Annotated in this window: 23 protein-coding genes; 1 reads left to right on the top strand and 22 read right to left on the bottom strand. The window is 43.1% G+C overall.

Going from position 1 to position 17465, the window contains the following annotated elements:
• Positions 1-14: 14 nt before the first annotated feature.
• The 8 genes from IPP66_16855 to IPP66_16820 form a co-directional block, all read right to left on the bottom strand.
• Positions 15-296 (bottom strand): hypothetical protein, encoded by a 282-nt coding sequence (locus IPP66_16855; GenBank protein ID MBK9926943.1) that lies wholly within the window; start codon positions 294-296, stop codon positions 15-17.
• Between the two features lie 37 nt (positions 297-333).
• A complete protein-coding gene (locus IPP66_16850) occupies positions 334-594 on the bottom strand; it encodes a hypothetical protein (GenBank protein ID MBK9926942.1) in 261 nt (86 codons plus the stop codon).
• Complete coding sequence (locus IPP66_16845) at positions 591-812, bottom strand: hypothetical protein (protein MBK9926941.1); 222 nt, start codon at positions 810-812, stop codon at positions 591-593. The genes IPP66_16850 and IPP66_16845 overlap by 4 nt, the downstream gene beginning before the upstream one ends.
• A gap of 15 nt (positions 813-827) precedes the next feature.
• Positions 828-1688, bottom strand: coding sequence for a UbiA family prenyltransferase (locus IPP66_16840; GenBank protein MBK9926940.1), 861 nt, complete (start codon positions 1686-1688; stop codon positions 828-830).
• Positions 1689-1691: 3 nt separating this feature from the next.
• The gene (locus IPP66_16835; protein MBK9926939.1) at positions 1692-2342 is read right to left on the bottom strand and encodes a hypothetical protein; all 651 of its coding nucleotides are present in this window, start codon (positions 2340-2342) and stop codon (positions 1692-1694) included.
• Positions 2343-2405: 63 nt separating this feature from the next.
• Complete coding sequence (locus IPP66_16830) at positions 2406-2786, bottom strand: hypothetical protein (protein ID MBK9926938.1); 381 nt, start codon at positions 2784-2786, stop codon at positions 2406-2408.
• 81 nt (positions 2787-2867) lie between these two features.
• Positions 2868-3983, bottom strand: a complete 1116-nt coding sequence (locus tag IPP66_16825) for an endo-1,4-beta-xylanase (GenBank protein ID MBK9926937.1) — start codon at positions 3981-3983, stop codon at positions 2868-2870.
• Positions 3984-4121: 138 nt separating this feature from the next.
• Positions 4122-4451 (bottom strand): hypothetical protein, encoded by a 330-nt coding sequence (locus tag IPP66_16820; GenBank protein MBK9926936.1) that lies wholly within the window; start codon positions 4449-4451, stop codon positions 4122-4124.
• Between the two features lie 110 nt (positions 4452-4561).
• On the opposite strand from IPP66_16820, the gene IPP66_16815 reads away from it, so the two are divergent.
• Entirely contained in the window at positions 4562-4873 is a 312-nt protein-coding gene (locus tag IPP66_16815) for an RNA-binding protein (GenBank protein ID MBK9926935.1), read from the top strand.
• A gap of 45 nt (positions 4874-4918) precedes the next feature.
• Here IPP66_16815 and IPP66_16810 read toward each other — a convergent pair whose 3' ends face one another.
• The 14 genes from IPP66_16810 to IPP66_16745 all read right to left on the bottom strand — a co-directional run bounded on the left by IPP66_16810 (position 4919) and on the right by IPP66_16745 (position 17349).
• On the bottom strand, positions 4919-5338 hold the full coding sequence (locus IPP66_16810; protein ID MBK9926934.1) for a hypothetical protein: 420 nt from the start codon (positions 5336-5338) through the stop codon (positions 4919-4921).
• Positions 5339-5366: 28 nt separating this feature from the next.
• Positions 5367-6011, bottom strand: a complete 645-nt coding sequence (locus IPP66_16805; protein ID MBK9926933.1) for a hypothetical protein — start codon at positions 6009-6011, stop codon at positions 5367-5369.
• Positions 6012-6319: 308 nt separating this feature from the next.
• The gene (locus IPP66_16800) at positions 6320-6949 is read right to left on the bottom strand and encodes a hypothetical protein (GenBank protein ID MBK9926932.1); all 630 of its coding nucleotides are present in this window, start codon (positions 6947-6949) and stop codon (positions 6320-6322) included.
• A gap of 100 nt (positions 6950-7049) precedes the next feature.
• On the bottom strand, positions 7050-7406 hold the full coding sequence (locus IPP66_16795; protein ID MBK9926931.1) for a hypothetical protein: 357 nt from the start codon (positions 7404-7406) through the stop codon (positions 7050-7052).
• 344 nt (positions 7407-7750) lie between these two features.
• Positions 7751-8458, bottom strand: coding sequence for a pentapeptide repeat-containing protein (locus IPP66_16790; protein MBK9926930.1), 708 nt, complete (start codon positions 8456-8458; stop codon positions 7751-7753).
• A 150-nt stretch (positions 8459-8608) separates the two neighbouring features.
• Positions 8609-9340 carry a hypothetical protein gene (locus IPP66_16785; GenBank protein MBK9926929.1) on the bottom strand — a complete coding sequence of 244 codons (732 nt, stop codon included), beginning with the start codon at positions 9338-9340 and terminating at the stop codon, positions 8609-8611.
• A 95-nt stretch (positions 9341-9435) separates the two neighbouring features.
• Positions 9436-10062: a hypothetical protein gene (locus IPP66_16780; GenBank protein MBK9926928.1), complete on the bottom strand. Its 627-nt coding sequence runs from the start codon at positions 10060-10062 to the stop codon at positions 9436-9438.
• 253 nt (positions 10063-10315) lie between these two features.
• The gene (locus tag IPP66_16775) at positions 10316-12307 is read right to left on the bottom strand and encodes a hypothetical protein (GenBank protein ID MBK9926927.1); all 1992 of its coding nucleotides are present in this window, start codon (positions 12305-12307) and stop codon (positions 10316-10318) included.
• Between the two features lie 28 nt (positions 12308-12335).
• Positions 12336-12917: a hypothetical protein gene (locus IPP66_16770; protein MBK9926926.1), complete on the bottom strand. Its 582-nt coding sequence runs from the start codon at positions 12915-12917 to the stop codon at positions 12336-12338.
• A 211-nt stretch (positions 12918-13128) separates the two neighbouring features.
• Positions 13129-13809, bottom strand: a complete 681-nt coding sequence (locus tag IPP66_16765; protein MBK9926925.1) for an NUDIX hydrolase — start codon at positions 13807-13809, stop codon at positions 13129-13131.
• 17 nt (positions 13810-13826) lie between these two features.
• The gene (locus tag IPP66_16760; GenBank protein ID MBK9926924.1) at positions 13827-15317 is read right to left on the bottom strand and encodes a hypothetical protein; all 1491 of its coding nucleotides are present in this window, start codon (positions 15315-15317) and stop codon (positions 13827-13829) included.
• Between the two features lie 5 nt (positions 15318-15322).
• Positions 15323-16249: a HEAT repeat domain-containing protein gene (locus IPP66_16755; protein ID MBK9926923.1), complete on the bottom strand. Its 927-nt coding sequence runs from the start codon at positions 16247-16249 to the stop codon at positions 15323-15325.
• 73 nt (positions 16250-16322) lie between these two features.
• The gene (locus tag IPP66_16750; GenBank protein ID MBK9926922.1) at positions 16323-17003 is read right to left on the bottom strand and encodes an NUDIX domain-containing protein; all 681 of its coding nucleotides are present in this window, start codon (positions 17001-17003) and stop codon (positions 16323-16325) included.
• A gap of 28 nt (positions 17004-17031) precedes the next feature.
• Positions 17032-17349: a hypothetical protein gene (locus IPP66_16745; protein MBK9926921.1), complete on the bottom strand. Its 318-nt coding sequence runs from the start codon at positions 17347-17349 to the stop codon at positions 17032-17034.
• Positions 17350-17465: the final 116 nt, after the last annotated feature.

Below are 17465 nucleotides of genomic sequence, written 5' to 3'. Positions count from 1 at the left end.
TTGAAACTATCGCTCTATTCATCCTCTTCAAAGTCCAGTTCTTCCTCGTCCACTAGGAGCGGGGGCGGGGAGTTCAAGGGGACAACCCAAATACCGCCTTCATACATCAAGGAGGCAATATCGTAGGGCTCAGGGAGGTAATCTATGCCCTGCGCCTCGATGAACTCCCAAATCAGGGTATGAGGCGGTTTCTCTATTTTAAAGCTCTTCTGTACGCGACCTAAAAAATACTTGGCACTTTCGAGCGAAATCCCATACAAAGACGCAATCTTTTCAACAGGTTTTATCTTATCCATATTGGTATTGTAACCGATGGCACAATATAGGCGACAGCTATTGCCTCACGAAGTGGACCTGTTTCCCTATAAGATCAACAGTATCCACCATCCAGCCCGCATCCATCCATGCAATGGCTTCGACATAGGTGCCCTGTCGTTGATTTCCCCACCAGGAGCGATCCTCATAGGCAGATGGCGGCAATTCACTATTCAACACTTGCTCGATAAACTCAAAGCCCATCGTGACCTCTTCCTGACTGATAGGAAGACTGCGCAAATATTTCTCAAGCGGACCGTACTTATTATCAGGTATCATAACTCCATCCCATTCAGCACATCTCGCAACGCGGTCAATTCTTCTCGTGTGAGCGTAACACCTTTGCCCATCTTTTCGTGATCCGCAGACCAATCGCGCAGGTCATATTTCGGATCACGATCATTCCAACTGATCAGGTTCAGTTCCTTCGCCCAGCCAGAGGCGGATGTGGAAAGCACACTGATCTTTTGCACAATTTCGTATTTGATATCAGACATTTAATTTCTCCAAGACTATAGTTTATTGAAAACATTTCCAATGATAAACGCGAGCATTCCAATCAGTGCACCTAGATAAATTCCGCGCATGGATTGCACGCCTTCTGCAGATGTTTTACTTTTCAGGAGCCTAACCGTGAATACAATGATCAACACATCCATGATGGAGATCATCACCAGATAACTTACACCCAACCAGCCAAAAAGGACAGGAAGCAAGCTAACCAATATCACAAGGCCAAAAAGCGAACTTGAGATAGAAAGGGCAAAGCGCTTCCCTTTCATAAGGGCAATGGACTTTGAGCCACGCTTCTTATCCCCTTCCATATCCATGGCATCACCAGCAATTTCCTCGCCAAGGTCGATGCAGAAACCGATCAACGCAAAACACCAGACGATCTTGTTCCATGCGTCACCCACTGCCATGCCACCAAGGATAAAGGTGATCGCCACAGATGAGCTTACCATCAAGTTCCCAAGCAACCCAGCTTCTTTGAACTTCCAGTTGTACAGGAAACCGATCAGCCAAAAAAGAAGACAAAGCACAAAGGCAGGGACGCTAATTAGAAAAGAAGCAGACAACCCGATGAAAGACGCGATTACAGTGACGAGTATCGCTTCAAAGGGTGAGACAATCCCTGCGGGCAAGGGACGAGTCGGAGCGTTGACCTTGTCCACTTCGAGATCAAAGTAATCGTTCAAAACGATGGCGGAACCCGAGATAAAAAAACCGCAGATAAATCCCAAGGCCATTTCACGCAGAGACGGGAATTTTCCAAGCGCAACAATTTCGCCGAGAACAACACAGACACCAGCAGAAAAAGGCAATTCGGGCCGAAAGATTTGAATGATACCCCTGAGCTTTTTATTGAGCATTCTTCATTTATTACCTTTGCTTGGTTTCGCAGGCTTTTTCAGCGGCTTGATGGAATCCTCGATATCGATGCGATAAGCAAGCATTGTTTCAAAGATACTGCCATAGAACCAGCCACGGAACTTAATGGACTCGTAAATGATAAGCAGGGATATCACCAGAAAGATCAATGCAACCCCGATATAAATTTCGCTTCGTACCAGTAGGAATTGTATAAAGCTATTAATTGCCATGAGCAACAGCGCAAGGCTGGCATTCCGTAACATAATGGACAAGGCGTTATGACGCTCGATCTCACCAGCCAATTCTAAATTCTTTGTACGAATGAAAGCCAATAGAATAGGCCAATCGTTCTCTTTGAAATCGATCTCCCAACGGTCTTGATGCCTTTGTTTGAAGAGTGCAAAGGTGCGAGCGCTATAGCCAGATCTCTTGAACAGTCGAAACCATGCCAGAGCGAACATATCAAAGGCTTCTCCCAAGATGTAGCAAACAACGACCAACCCAAGAGACATCAAGAGCGAGACATTATCAACAGATTGCCAATCCAGTTGAAGTACTCCCATAACGACCAGTAGTTGCAAGATGGCGGCTAGATAAAACCCACCTGGGACAATACGTGAAAAGATCTCGTACACACCCAGTCGTATGTTCATGCTGTCATCTCCTTGTCAAAAGAATTCATATCTGCATTCCCGTGCGTCTCGCTGACAGTTCTTCTATTCTTCTTCCACTTCCAAGATCATTCGAACCACACGCACACGTTTGCCCGAAGAGATGGGCATCTGACTGACGGCATCCCACTCCCCGCTTGAGAACAAAACTTTGCCATCACGAAACACGGATGTGATCGTTTCTCCGACACCGCCCACATACTGGCGACTGGGAGCCTCATCGGGGTCTCCCAGTTTCTTGATCACGCCTCTATCGATGAACGGAGTGAGAAAAACCAACCCGGGACCTTTATCGCCAATGTTGCGCCCAAGACGATACACGGTCAGGCGCGTATCTTCCCGCACAACGCGAATGGCTAATGCAAGAAAAACCATACTCCCAAGAAGGAAAGTTCCAACAAAGCAAAGCAGAAAATTCGTTACCATATTTGTCCCTTATGACATACACAGTCTCTAAACGAAATGCGGACGATGGGTCATTCGTCATTGTGATCCATCGTCCGTCATTTATTTTTGCATCAGAGCGTTCAGCAATGCCAGATAGGCAGGCTTGGGGTTCATGGCATCGTCAAAGATCAAAGCGGAGCCGTAGCCATCGAAAAACCCTGGGATCCAGGAATGCCGATCGCTGAAACCCCAGATCGTGAAGACCTTGCAATTGGGAACGGACAGGCATGCCTGCATCATATCGCCGTAAACCGTTGCCTGAGCGGACAAATCCGCATCACTGGCCGGGACCTTCATACGGACATCCAATTCAGTGATGTTGACCTCCAACCCAAGATCGTCCAAGCGTTTCATGTTCTCGATCACGTCTGCCGTTTGAGGAGGAGACTCAAGGATAAGGTGCATTTGTAATCCAACGCCATCAATGGGAACACCGCGTTCCACCATTCCCTTTACGAGATCGTAGACGGCATTCGATTTCATACCCATATCTTCGTTGTTGTAATCGTTGTAGAACAGCTTGGCCTTTGGGTCGGCTTCGTGCGCGAATTGGAACGCCATGTCGATGTATTCAGGGCCAATCGTTCTGAGCCAGACCGTATCACGCAGAGACCCGTCTTCGTCGGCCACGGCTTCATTGACCACATCCCAATACTCAACTTGTCCACGATAATGGCTGACCACTGTAGTCACATGATCTTTGAGAATGGCGATCATTTCATCGCGTGTGAAATTCCCGTTCTCGACCCAACTCGATAGTTGACTGTGCCACACCAACGTATGACCACGAACCACCATGTTATTTTGTTGGGCAAAGGCGATCAGTTTGTCAGCCACCTTGAAATCATAGACCTTCTGAAGCGGGTGAAGCGACTTGAACTTCATCGCATTATCGGCCGTGATCTGATTGAACTCACGGGCTACAAGCGCACCGTAATTGTCCTCCGCGAGTTGTTGCGCCGATACGCCAGCGCCGAACAAAAGTCCACGCTGGGACGCGAGTTCACGCAAAGAGACTTCACTGGTAGGGATGATCGTGGGCGTGGGAGGGACCGCTGTAGGCGTCGGTGTATCGGTCGGTGTTGCGGTGGGAAGCGGTGTGGATGTAGATGTGCTCGTAGGCGGCAAGGCAGTTGCAGTGGGCAAAACTTGCGGAGCGCCACATCCTACCAACATAATGGACACAAGCACCAAACTGATAAAACGAGACGAGAGCTTCATAAAAATATAACTCCTATATCACATGATCTGACAATTGAGATATGGCTACAGCAGAAAATACGGGCCATTGCTTATACTGGAAGATCGTAACATCTAAGGTCTTGGGTAGGTCCCATTCAGTAATGTTGCGACCAAACAAAAATAGATAATCGTAAACGGCAGGCTAATAATCAGTTGCGCCACAAAATAGTGACCCCATACTGCGAAGGCCCGCTTGAGAAAGCTAGGATGCACAATGTTCGTAAGAGGCAAAAAGGTGGCGACATATTTCGCAATCGTACGTTCATCTACATTGCCTGTGCCAGCCGTTGGCGCAGGAGCGGAACGCAATCGATGGTTTTCCTCCTCGAGGAATTTTATGCGTTGTTCCATCGTCCCCAGATATTCGACCAGTTCATTCATGTTCTTGAATTGTTGTACCATCGTATCTCCTATTCTATTTCCCAATGGGTTGATCTCGTTTTGCGACAAGTATAACGGCTTGCGCATACGGCGTAAACTGAGTACACTGCCTGCATGGATACCCAACAACTATGAGCAAAATATTGTATTTTGGCAATCTGCCGTTTACCACCACCGCCGCGGACCTGACCAAGCTGGTGAAACCGTTCGGCGAGGTGATCAGTGCCCGCATCGGGCTGGATAAGAAAACCTACAAGAGCCGTGGCTTTGGCTTTGTAGAAGTGCCCGATAACGCCGCTCGGGCCGTCATTGAAGCCCTGCATGGGACCAAGTTCCACGGGCGTGATCTCAAGGTCAACGAATCAGCGCCTCACCCCACCAAGAAAGATATGTCTTGGAAAGAAAAAGACCGCATGGATTACGAAGATATCTTTGATGATTAATGCAGACAGTGGACGATAGTCTGTAGACTGCTACGCCTGCACAAACTACTCCTTGACGACAATTTCGTATTTCTTCATCAACGTCTGGCCACTGACCTGCGTTCCATAGCACCATGCAAAGACTGTAATTTCAAACACGCCCGCCTCTTCTGGGGTGCCTTTAATTTGCGCGGCATCTTCCCCATTTAAGAAGATAAACTCCAAGCCAGCTGGTAACGTCCCTTCTTGAATTGTCATATCACCAACGGGCGTCACATTCTGTGTGATCTTCATTTCGACTTCATACGCCACACCGACTTGCGCCTCGGGCAGGGACTCGGGGGTAATCAACAACCGCGTCGTCACTGGCTCAAAGTTGGGTTCTGGTTCTGGCGTCGATGTCGTAGGCAGGAGGCGCGTCCATGCAGAACAAGCAAGGGACATCACCGAGAGCAGTGTCAATACATATAAGAATAATTTTTTCATAGCTTTCCTTATTTAGTCTCTTCAAGCATCACATTTTCGGTTCGATTGGCGCGACCATATTCATAAGAAACGCCAACGTGACGGCGGTTGCACAGGCGGGTAAAAAGCCCAAGATCAATATGCCGATTTGTCCCAAAGCATTATTGGGAGTTACCAAGGCAAGCAACCCCCAACCCACTATATTGGCCGCAACCCACCAACCTGCCCGAGTGAACCGATGTCGCAGTAACAGCCATTGTGATGTACCAATGCCCAATCCCATCAGGAGAAAGATCAAATCCAGATTGCTCAGAGGCGCGTCTGTCCAATTCAGCCAACTGGGGAGCAAGATCAAGAGAAATCCGAGAGACCAGCCCGCAACGGTGACAAGTATCCACCACCCCATATGATCCAGATACTTGCGCAACAACCCGTATTGCATCAATCCCGTCAATGCGCTCACACTTGGGACGAGAATGTACATCGCCAGATAGTCTTCAGTAATATGGCGTATCCCATTTACAAAGACATAATCCCCAACAATATTGGTGATGATTTTCAGAATGATAATGCTAAGGAGATAAGCGATGGGAACACACAAGGACGTGAGAACGATCCAACTGACATAAAAAGAGGACGGTACAGGCTGTTTGAGGCCAGTGGATAGGATCTCTATATTTGCCTGGCGAGTCATGGGAATCTCCTTTCACGGCTATCAGACGCATTACTGCACATTTTACTCCCGCTTGCGGACGATTACCTTTTTTGACTTCCCCAGACTTTCAAAAACGCAACCGTAGGGGCGACTCGCCAGGGATTGCCTGGCGCCTTGTCTGGCGAGACTCTGTTGCTTGATATAACAACCGACGGCATTGAACGCCTCACTCAACAACCCCTCGACACGCCCTTCGGGCAGTCAGTGCGGCGTCACGCCACCACGCCCGCAAACTTTCCATCAAAATTCACATATTGTGGACTGAAAGACGATGTTCTGAAAATCTTCTATTCCACGATTTTTGCCTTACGCGCATCACTTCGATTATTCGAAATGATTTGTATTGATGCAAAGACAAGCATAACGAGATTAGCAATGATCAATCCCAATTCAGTGCGACTGAGCACGTGTCCATATGAATTTGAAATCAGTAAAAAGGCTATCAACAATACTCCTACTGCGAAGACTGGTATGAAATGGCTACTCGGTGCTAAAACCGCTAAAACACGCTCCTCTCTAGTTAAAAAACTAAAAGAGGAGATATGAGCTTCCCACCCAAGTACCCGAATTTGTTTCTCAGAGCTTCCTATTTCATTTACGATGTAATTCATTCGTGGAATCAAAGTCTCCAACAAATATCTTGATATCCAGTTTATAGACCTCCATGCTTTTAGCATCTCCCATAAAAGAATGTGAAAGACAAAAGGAAACAGCAAGAGAACAATAAGCAAATCCTCCTTGGCAACATATGAAGACAACCCAAGACCTGCGCCAATTGCCACAAGACATAAATTAAGGTATTGCCTTTGCGATTCTATTAATTGCAATACCTCTTGTTTAAGCACAGAGAATTCCATTTTATGCAATTCCAATTCTGCAAGTAACGCTTCTCTTTGATTTTCTTTTTTCGTAGCCATTAATTATCCTCCAAAACTCTCCGCCAACAGCGACTCGACCACTTCGACACGCCCTTCGGGCAGTCAGTGTGGCGCCGCGCCACCACGCCCGCAAATCGACTCATTTTGAGACTCGTAATGCTAACCACGTCCAAACGGCGCCCATGAAATCTATTATCCCGATCAGAATAATAATAGGTTTACCGAAACCCAACAGGACAAAGGTAATGAGGAAAAGGATAACCGTTGAGCGGAGGTAGACGGTCCAGCGGAAGAAATCAGTCATTTCCTTGCGCGCCGCCAGGATATAGTAGATACCCAGGTAGAAAAGCAGCATTCCCAAGATACGAATCCAGATATCATGCGTGGCAGGGATTTGAAAAATGCCAAGCCAAAGATTGGGTACCACAAGCAACACGATGCCAAGTCCCACGAGATATAAACCAAATACGAAGATAGTAAATGCGATTTTACTCAAATTTTATTCCTTCGTAGACCTGTCAGGTCTTTTCACGCGAAACTCTCACTCAACAATGACTCAAACAACCCCTCGACGCTTCGACACGCCCTTCGGGCAGTCAGTGTGGTGCCGCGCCACCACACCCGCAAACGCAACCGTAGGGGCGACTCGCCTGGGACTGACTCGCGCCTTGTCTAGCAAAACTTCCTTGCTTGACATAACGACCGATGGCATTGAAGAGTCGCCCCTACGCATTGAATGCCTCATGTAACAGACTCTCAAACAACCCTTCCACCTGCCGCGTGGACTCGGACATCCTCCCCCGCAGGGACTCGACCCGCGCCACTACACCCGTAAATAGATTATTTTTCATTTTGTCTTTTCTTTTTCTGTTTGACATTTTGCGCTTGAATCTCTTCTAGTAACCAGTTGGGGAAGTTTTTTGTATCATCAATTTTCACATCTTTCCAAATACAGTTTTCCACACGCCCGACTTTTTTCCACTTCGAATCGGTCAAATCGGCATCTGTGAAATCGCTGTTTCTAACTACAGCACCTGAAAAATCGGCGTCCTTCAAAATTGTATTATGAAATATGGCGTCAGATATCTTTGCATTCCGAAAGTTGACACCCCGAAAATGAGCATTTGTAAAATCAGGATATTCTTTTTTGCTTTCGTCAGATCGCGACCGTATCACCGCTTTTGAGAAATTCGAATAGAAAACGATAGCATTTGTAAAATCTGTTGCGGCAATTTCTGCATTTCTAAAATCTGTAAATTTCAAGTCTGCATCTTTAAATTTGGTCAGGCGTAAATAGGCTTTTTGAAATATCGCACGCTCAAAATTTGCTGAGGAAAAATCGTAGTCAGAAAGATTTGCGTCAGTTAAATCATAATTTCTTAGGCTAATTTTCGGCTTCGATGTCTCCCAACTGGAAACAATACGAAAATCTGCTAAGCGCCGCTCACGTTTTGCACGGATCAAATCAAGTCTAAAAACTACTAAACCAACAGTAATACCACTTATTACACCACTAATTATCGATCCAAGAATATCTGACCAATTCATTGTTGCCATCCAAAACTTTCGCTCAACAGGGACTCAAATAACCCCTCGACCTGCCTCCCCCGCAGGGACTCGACCCACGCCACTACACCCGCCTGTCCCCAATAAGGAGTAAACTCTTCTTGTGGGGCTTTAGCCGTTATGTTCCCGCTGTTACGGTTCATAAGGTTTTGCATCATTCCACAGTGCAAGTATTTGATTTTTATAATATTCATACCAATACTCATCCCTTGGCGTTAGCAAAATTCGAGGACCATCAGCCTTTGTCTTATATTCATAAGTCTTGATATAAATTTTTCCACCTGACGACATCATATCCATAGCATAAACGCCAAAAGCAAAAGGGAAATCGACAAGACGAATTTCTAAATTAGATTTATTAGACCTGGAAATTTGTTGCAGGTTACTTAGTGTAGTATGAATACGTTCTCGATGTTGTTCATCTGTCATAGGATAATAAAGCGTCTTGTTTGCGTAAGTTAAACTGTTCCCATTTGGGTCAAGTAAAAGTATCTTTACTTTTTCACCCCGTTCTAATTTTTCGTCAAGCAACGTTGAATAATTTACAATTGTCCTAGTTAAATTATATCCAAACAGCCAGGTTTCTTTTGCTTTCTCTATATCTCCCTGAACAGATTCGGGAAGTTTTTTCATGAAAAACTCACTATCCCTTTGATTTAGTACCATATCCAAACGATGACGATTACCCAAATTGGTTATCGCCAACAACGCCAATACAGCAAGGGTTATGGATCCAAGCAGAGCTTGTGGGGCAAGCCCAAAAACATTAGCTATAGACAAACCCAAAGCCACAATAATTGCTATATACGAGTCAATATTTTCACCTTGTCGTATATCTTGCCAAATTGTATTTAGAAATTTCATTTCACTTCCCTTTTCTCAATATTTATTTTCCAAAACTCTCACTCAACAGACTCTCAAATTGCGAAGCATCCCCTTCAGGGGACAACTCATCGACACTACTTCCCATAGGAGTTCTTTTTATTGTAGGCGCCGCGCTGGCGGGCAATACTCAGGGCAAAGACAAGATCACCTACGAATAGGACCCCATCGATAATGAGCAACCACACTTCAAACAATTGCATCGTCTGGGGTTGAGAAACGCGGATAAACACATAGATCCCAATGACCCCAAGGCCCGTGCCAAAAGACAAAATGGACCGTAGACACAGCACCACCCATCCAACAAACAGGTTGTTGGTCGGGTTCTGCCCAGCCAGATACCCTTCCCACTGAAAAACGGACACTTTCTCCTTTGATAACTTGGAAAGGAGTTGCTCGATTTGAGGGCGCAAAGTGCTATCGACATACATGGCGGCAATCGTAATCATTCTTTCATATCGCAATTGAGTAAAGGCAACAGCGAAAAAGAGAATAGGGATCAATAAAATAACGCCCGCATATAGCAAAGAGCGATCAAGGATGGTGAGTATGATTGGAATGGAAATGCCCAACGCGGCAAGTGTAATGCTGTCTAACTGCCCTTGCATGGACCGATAATCTTGCACGCTTTGCCGCATCACCTGATACTCTGCGAGCAAAGCTTGATATTGCATTTTCAAGGCTTCTATTTTGTTTTCAGTCATATTTGCCTTCCATAGGGATTTCACAACTCTCCTGTAAAAATACGCCCTGCCGAAGTCCCCTTGTGTTTTGCCTGCATCTCAGCCGCATTCTCACGATCACCCAGCCGCTCCAAGAACAACAAATACGAAAACTGCTCAATCGCATCGAGCGGGTTAGACAGTCCCCCCCCGTCCAGAACTTATCCCAAAGGGCATCTACTTGCGAACGAAGTTTAGGGTCGGTTAACAATTAAGGCTGCGTAAAATAAATTCGCTACTCTGGTTCAGGTCTTGTACCATAGGTTACTCCAAATAATCTATTGTTATTAGCTTTTGCCTTATAAAGAAGTTCTTGAAACTCATCTAAGACATCTTCATATTCTTCGACTATGTTTTTTAGGGCATTTTGCTCTATTGACACAATAAGTCTTTTTGTGTGTTCATACACACTTTGAATTATCTCAAAAGAAATTAAATGAGGCTGAAATACTTTTGCGTAGCTTACTATACCTTTTTCATTAAAAGCTTGAACTTCAGCGACATCAGATAAATGCACCTTATCCAAGAACCTTATCATCACGCTTAATTTTTCAGCAAGTTTATCTGTGTGCTGTCCTGGAACACGAAAATCAGATTCAACCCGAGCGTCTAACATAACCTCTTGTATAAAATGAATATTATGAATAAGGTGATCAATATAACCTCTCCCAATTTCTGTAATTGAAATTTCGTCTTGATCATTTTCGGGCGTAATGTGAAACGCGTCATAGCCATTAGAGGTTAATAATTGACAATCATTACTTAACAATTCTTCTAAAGCTTTCGCTGTGACATCATGATTAGGAGCAAGATTTAAAGTATTAAATGGTGCAAACGTGCTAAGAATTGTGGGTGTATGACATGCTCCCCCTCTACCAGCTATGTATTTTAACAAACGCACCTTAGTTAAATATCTACCATCTGTTACACCTTCAACATCAAATGGATTTACTACTCTAGGATTTTGATATCCACGAAATTGTGGGTACCCAAATCGAACGATTGCGCGAATTAAGTAATGCACAGTTAAATCTCTTCTTTTCATCTCTCCAGCTGTCAACTGGAAAATACTTTGCGCTAATACAAGCGAGTTTCTAATGCTTTTCCCTGAAACGCTAATAATAAATTCTCTAAATGCACTCCCGTTCTTCAATTTTGGGTATATCTTTCGCAGATAAGAGGTTGCTAATCTTTTTTCTTCATCAGTAAGCGTTTGCGCTGCTTTAAAATACGCATCAGGCTCATTTAAGAATCGCTCAAGACGACTTATTATCACTTGATGTGGATCAGGACTTTGATGAACAATGATGTCACGCAAGATATCATTCAACCCGTGACGTTCAAAAGTTTCGGGGCGAACAAGAATTACAAACAACGGTCCATGATAATGTGCACATCCAATAATGATTTTAACCAAACTCCTTTGGAGTTCAGTCGACAAAGAGTCGACATTGTCCAGGATAATGATCGCGCACTCTCTATGATTCGAAAACCTAACTTGAATGATAAAACGATAAAGTAAGATTAGATATCTAAGATACCAGATAACACTTTTGTCTTTTAATTTTGCTTTTATGATTTTGCGGTTGCTAATTTCTTTTTCGCTAAACACTTTAACTTTTCGCACATCGGGATATTCAGAGTGAATATTCCCAACAACTTGCTCAACAAAGCTATCGCTTCCAAATTCATTTATTTGTAGCAAATGGTCCCAAAATTGACGATACTCAAAGTCGTCATCTAAATAGTACACACACTTATTCCAAAGTTGAGTGCAAATTTTGTCGATCAAGTCTGGAACTGTAGCTTTTATTTCAGTGATTAATTCTTTAAAATCCACCCAAGCCGTTAGTCTCTTAGGTGGATAGTCAAATCCCTGGCATTCACACACGACTCTATCCATAAAATTTTCCATGATGTATTTCATGGTTGTTGTCTTACCAGACCCCATTCTTCCTTTAATACAAAGCACAGGGTCTATTGGCTTTAATAGCTTATCTAATATCGAACCTTCATAATCACCAATCTCTATCTCTCCAAGCCCATCCGAAATGTAGACCTTCTTTTTATTCGTAGTGGTCATGTAAAAATCTTTAATAACATGCCGTTCATCTGGAAATAATATTGTTCCGCCTAAATTATCGAGCCCTCGAATAATTCGCTTGTCACCAACTACAAACTCCGATTCGAAATCTACTACTTCTCCAAGACGCCTAAGTTCAGTCATAATACCCTCCAGTTATGTTTAGCTTAATTCATTGCAGAATCTTTTTCGCAATAGTTTTTATTTCTACAAGAGCGGACAAGAAATCATCATAGTTATTCCTAAAGTTTTTCAACAACGAGAGTCTTTCGACAGCCGAAAACAAATCTCTCCAAACCAAGTCGATATATACAGACATAAACACATCATCTTTTAATGCCCTACTGTCAACAGGCGTATTTTCAATAGCCAATCCTACTTTATGCATTTTTTCTATCAAACGAGCAACTTCGTTGTCTCTTTTTTGACTCTCGGAATACTCTGACTCATTGAACGATTTATTTAATAGTTCTAAACTTTTATCAGCTATATTGCTCGCTCGAAATGTGAAATTAATAAACATGCTTTTTGCATGGTTGATTGCATCATTGTTTTCCTTGTTTTTCCAGAAAATATTGACTAGATAAAAACTAAAAGAAATCGAGACCAAACTACCAATAAACTTCAAATAATCTCCAGCAAACTGATAACTTATAAACTCCATTTGGTCACCGTAAAGAATCTCTACCACGGCAACAGGGGAAAGTAGCGCAATTACAATAACTATTAATGCAACCTTGTGCCATCTATTCATAATATATCTCCCATCTTATATTTTTATTTTGTCCAACAGTTGAACAAGATCATTAATTTCCTTCTCCGTAACCCACCATTCCACCGTATCCGCGCCAAACATATCCAGCGGCGGCTCGTGAGATTCAGACTTCGGAATTCTTAGAGAACTCCGAAGTCTTGTGCTTGAGATGGCATCTACTTGGCTGCGGAGTTTAGGGTCGGTGAGCAAATCAGATCAATCCTTTGAGTTTGGCTTTGGTGTACGCAGCAATGGTGAATCCGTCAGTGATTTCGCTATCAGCAATCATTTTTTCAAGTTCGGGGACAGAGACCCAAATTGGTTTTTCAATACCTTCTTCTAATTGCATTTCGCCAACCGAAGCCATCCGCGCAAAAAAGAGATTAATTGGATTCCCTTCAAGGCCTGTGTTGTTGTAAACAACTCCAAGCTCAAATATCTCAGAGACATCTCCACTGATTTCTTCTTTTACTTCAACTATTGCTTGGGATTTTGCGTCAACACCTGATTCCCCAAAACCTCTTGGAATTTCCCAATGATACATGCGGGTGGCATGGCGATAGTGTCGAAAAAGAAGCAGTTTTCCATCCTTTTCAGGCAACACAACTACACCTGCAGCACCTCCTTCCAAGTAGGCACGGTTATAAATTAGGATATATCCATTTCTATATCCACCTGGGAATTCCACAAGATCGCGTAACACCAACAGGCTGTAATCTTCAAGAAGAATACCAATATCCGCCCTATCTTGCGAAACTCCCTGCTTTTGCAAGTCGATTCGTCTTTGTTCCTGCCAGTTGGAAATCACATTTTCATCAGATATTATTTTTATCAAGGCGTTTTCATTATCAAACAATTTAGGGTGAGAGCTCGCTAACGAAGAATATTTCATTGTATTTACCAAAATCCTTAATATCCGTAATAATTTACACCAAGGTCTTCAGGTTGACTTAAGTTCGAATCATTTTCAGATTTTATTTCATCGGTTAACTCTTTAAAACCTGGCGTAGATCGCAACTGTCCGAGCATATCGTTCCAAACTTCGCGCCCAGATTGCACATTGCCGCGCATAAAATCAAGGCTCACATCCAAATCAGCGTCTGTGAAAGTTCTTGCTCCAACAGTAAATCTCATTAAGAATGGTGTAACCCCAGTAGAAAGTGTCCCCGTCCCTAGTGTTGTTAATATTTTCTGAGACGGATCAGCAGGGTTAATGGCAATTTCGATTGCTTTTGCCCCAACCGAGATCAAGAGTTTCACCCAAGGCTCCCATTTTGCTTGTTCGCGTTCAATGCGAATACGAGTTATGGCTGTATTCAGTTTTTCAAATTTTGCATAGAACACGGCACTTAAATGAGGAAATTGCAATGGATTTGCCAACAAATCCAACATAGCTTTTCTATACATCTCCCACTCTTCGGTCTCGCGCGTCCTGATTACATCAGCCAACTTTAGATCACCAAGGTTTTTAAGATACATCCCTTGCGTAATTTGATCAAATGCAAGACCACGTAACGCTTGTAATATATCTTTTACATTTTCAGGGCTAATAATGTTCGCTTGAATTGTTTCCTCAAGGTCACCAAGCGCTGCACGCGGCGGAGATCCTTCTGGAGTAAGGGAATATCTACCCATTGCATCAGGCAAATTTACGTTATATTTCAGATCAACGATTTGTTTGATTTTTGCTGCATAAGGTTTCTTGCTGTAATATCCTTCAGCAATATTGGTACCATCAGTCACTACGAACTCTTTATATAGGTCGTTTCTTGTAATGAGTCGGGTATCTGCCAAATTGAATGCATAAGAGGCAACGTCCTTAAGCCGTTTGCGGAATTCAGGAAATTCATCTTTAGGTATTTTTAAATATCCCGCAAGATGTTCAGCCCGCTGTTCAGTATTCAAGGTTTGAACATAATTATGATATATCCCCGAAAGTCTTTTGAAGTCATCATTCTGATCGCCCCAATCCAGTTTAACGCACGACATATGAGTATCATGAACAATATCTATCCAGGCATTCCAAAGACTGTCTTTTGTGTCAAAGGTAGGCTTTTGATCTGGTGAGTCCTCAAACACAAGGTATGGAATTATGACATTTGTATTGAGAAGTGTTTTCAATTGTTCGCGACTCTCAGAATCATCATAGTCATCTACGACCACTTCATTGTTAAACATAAACGCTCGGTTTACAACAACCTGCTCTCCATAAACTAGAGCGCGTCTCCATTCTTTGATGACATGTTTTGAGCGTTCCTTTTGTACATCTTTCAAAGACCTACCTTCCTTGATCATACTATCAAGGAGGGTATTTGGGACCCATTGATTATCCAGTACTTGAGGAACGATAGCGGCTTTAGCAAGTTTGCTAGGCGTGAGTTTTTCAAAATAAGCGCTCATTTGTTTTAACGTCCTTTCTTGGCTATTATTTGTTGGTATGCAAAGTTTATATCTAAGCTTTCCATCTTAGACAGCTGGTAAGCTTCAACTACATCAATCGCGTCATCTGTATCTAACTCTATCAATGCGGATTGAATATATGATTCTCTAATATTTTTCGGAATTTTTCCGTCAAACAGCTGGTCTTTTAAAGCCGTAAAATATTCATATGGAATAACAAGTTTTTTTAGAGAAACATTCATTGCATTGAGTAATCTACCATCTAACTTATATGGATTTTTCAGCCATTTTTCCAGAGACTTTCTAGACTTTATTGTTCCAAGTTCACCCAAGGCCATAACACAGGCTATTTTCAAGTCAAGATAATCTCTTTTGTAGTTGTCAATCAACATTTTTTCCGAATTTGAGATTTTTATTTTCCCTATTATCTCAACGATCTCTGTTGCAATTCTGTCGTCAGATTCCTCTTCTAGCAATAAAATTAGATGTGGACCCAATATTCTTAATAACGCAATTTCAGAACTTGTCTCACTTAATAAATAAGGAATATTTGCTACAGATTTTGGAGTAGGAATAACATCTGATTTATTAGCGACATCAAATTTTGCATCAACTCTGGATGATAAATATTGCCGCAAATATAAATAGCTAACCCCTCCTTTAATTTGTTGAACAGATTCTTGCGTGTTCCTAGTCCCAAGTATGTATATAACTATAGAGAAAATTATTAAAACACCCCCCGTAATTAATAAGACATTTCCTGCTCCGCCAGACACTGTATATCCATAAGGGTTTATGGGCGGGAAAAACTTTACCAATCCCGAAATAATCAGTAGTATCCCAAACAAGAAGAAAATTGAATCAATTATTAAATGGATAATTAAATTCTTATTGTCAAACACCTTTTCGATCCATTTTGACGTATCACTCATACATCATCCATTTGTTATAAGCCAACGCATACACCCACAGCGAAAACCAATCGCTGTCTAAATATTCTTTGGCTTATATAACAAAGCATCCTCTTTTCTGCGCCATTAGAAACGCTAGTACTGTGAACCAGTCGGTTATATCGCCATCCATAATCCTTACCTCCAGCTCTTTAAGTCCAATTAACTCAATTTTTTGCACAGGCTCTCCATCCTGAGTACGAGGTTCGCCATCTTCCATATCAGCGTAAAAGAAAGCGGCAGTAGGCTCCCGCCATACTTGAAGAATCTTTTGAGGTGCTAGGCTTATCTCTTCCTTCAGTTCCTTTATTGCATTCTCCTCGGCTGTAAGTCCTGGAGTTCCCCAGCCTCTAGGAAACTCCCAAAACCATGCCCTGTCTTCATGGCGGAAGTGTTTAAGCAAGATAACTTTATCACCTTGAACAGGCATAACCACCGAGCCTATCCCGCCCTGAGTAACAATTCGGTTAATACTTCGCCGCCATCCACCAATTCTTCCATCCGCAAATTCCACTAAATCGCGCACTACATATTCCCACTCATCCTCTGCCAAAACGCCAATGTCGATCCAGTTTTCAGGTTTTCCTGTGTCGCGGAATTTTTCTCGCAGACGTTCATGCTCAATGCGAATTCGATCGGGGTCTGTAATAACTTTAACTTCACCCACCTCGCCCGTATTCCGAAATAGCTCTGGGCGCTCCCCGACCAACGCTAGATATTTGCTTAAAAAGTCCATTTTTCTTTTCTCCTGTTAACTATTGAAATTAAACTGCCATTCGGTTTGCAAACTCAACTACTTCTTCCTCTTCCTTCTCCGTAAACCACCGCTCCACCGCATCGGCACCAAACATATCCAATGGCGCATCATACAAATCAGCGGTTTCGAGATGGCGCTTCTGCAAGAACACACTTTGCACCGCGCGCAAAAAGCGAATCTGGTCAGCGTTGTAGTTACGGTGAGTGTTTATTGTACATCCCATAATTTCTTTCCTCGAAAAGGAATGCAAACACCAACCCGCCTGTTCCAACTGCGGGTCGATTATTTGCTTGCGGGTTTGGTCTTCAAAAATTTTTCGGGGCATAGTCCTTTTCCCAAACGATCACCTGCTTCCCGACTCGACGATAGGTTAAGGATACAGCCAAATCTCTTCGTTCGCAAGGTAACATTCGTTACAGATTTTGCACATTGAAACCCCAC

This window comes from Candidatus Defluviilinea proxima (assembly GCA_016721115.1).
GTDB lineage: Bacteria > Chloroflexota > Anaerolineae > Anaerolineales > Villigracilaceae > Defluviilinea > Defluviilinea proxima.
This window is presented reverse-complemented; position numbering and strand designations above follow the sequence as displayed.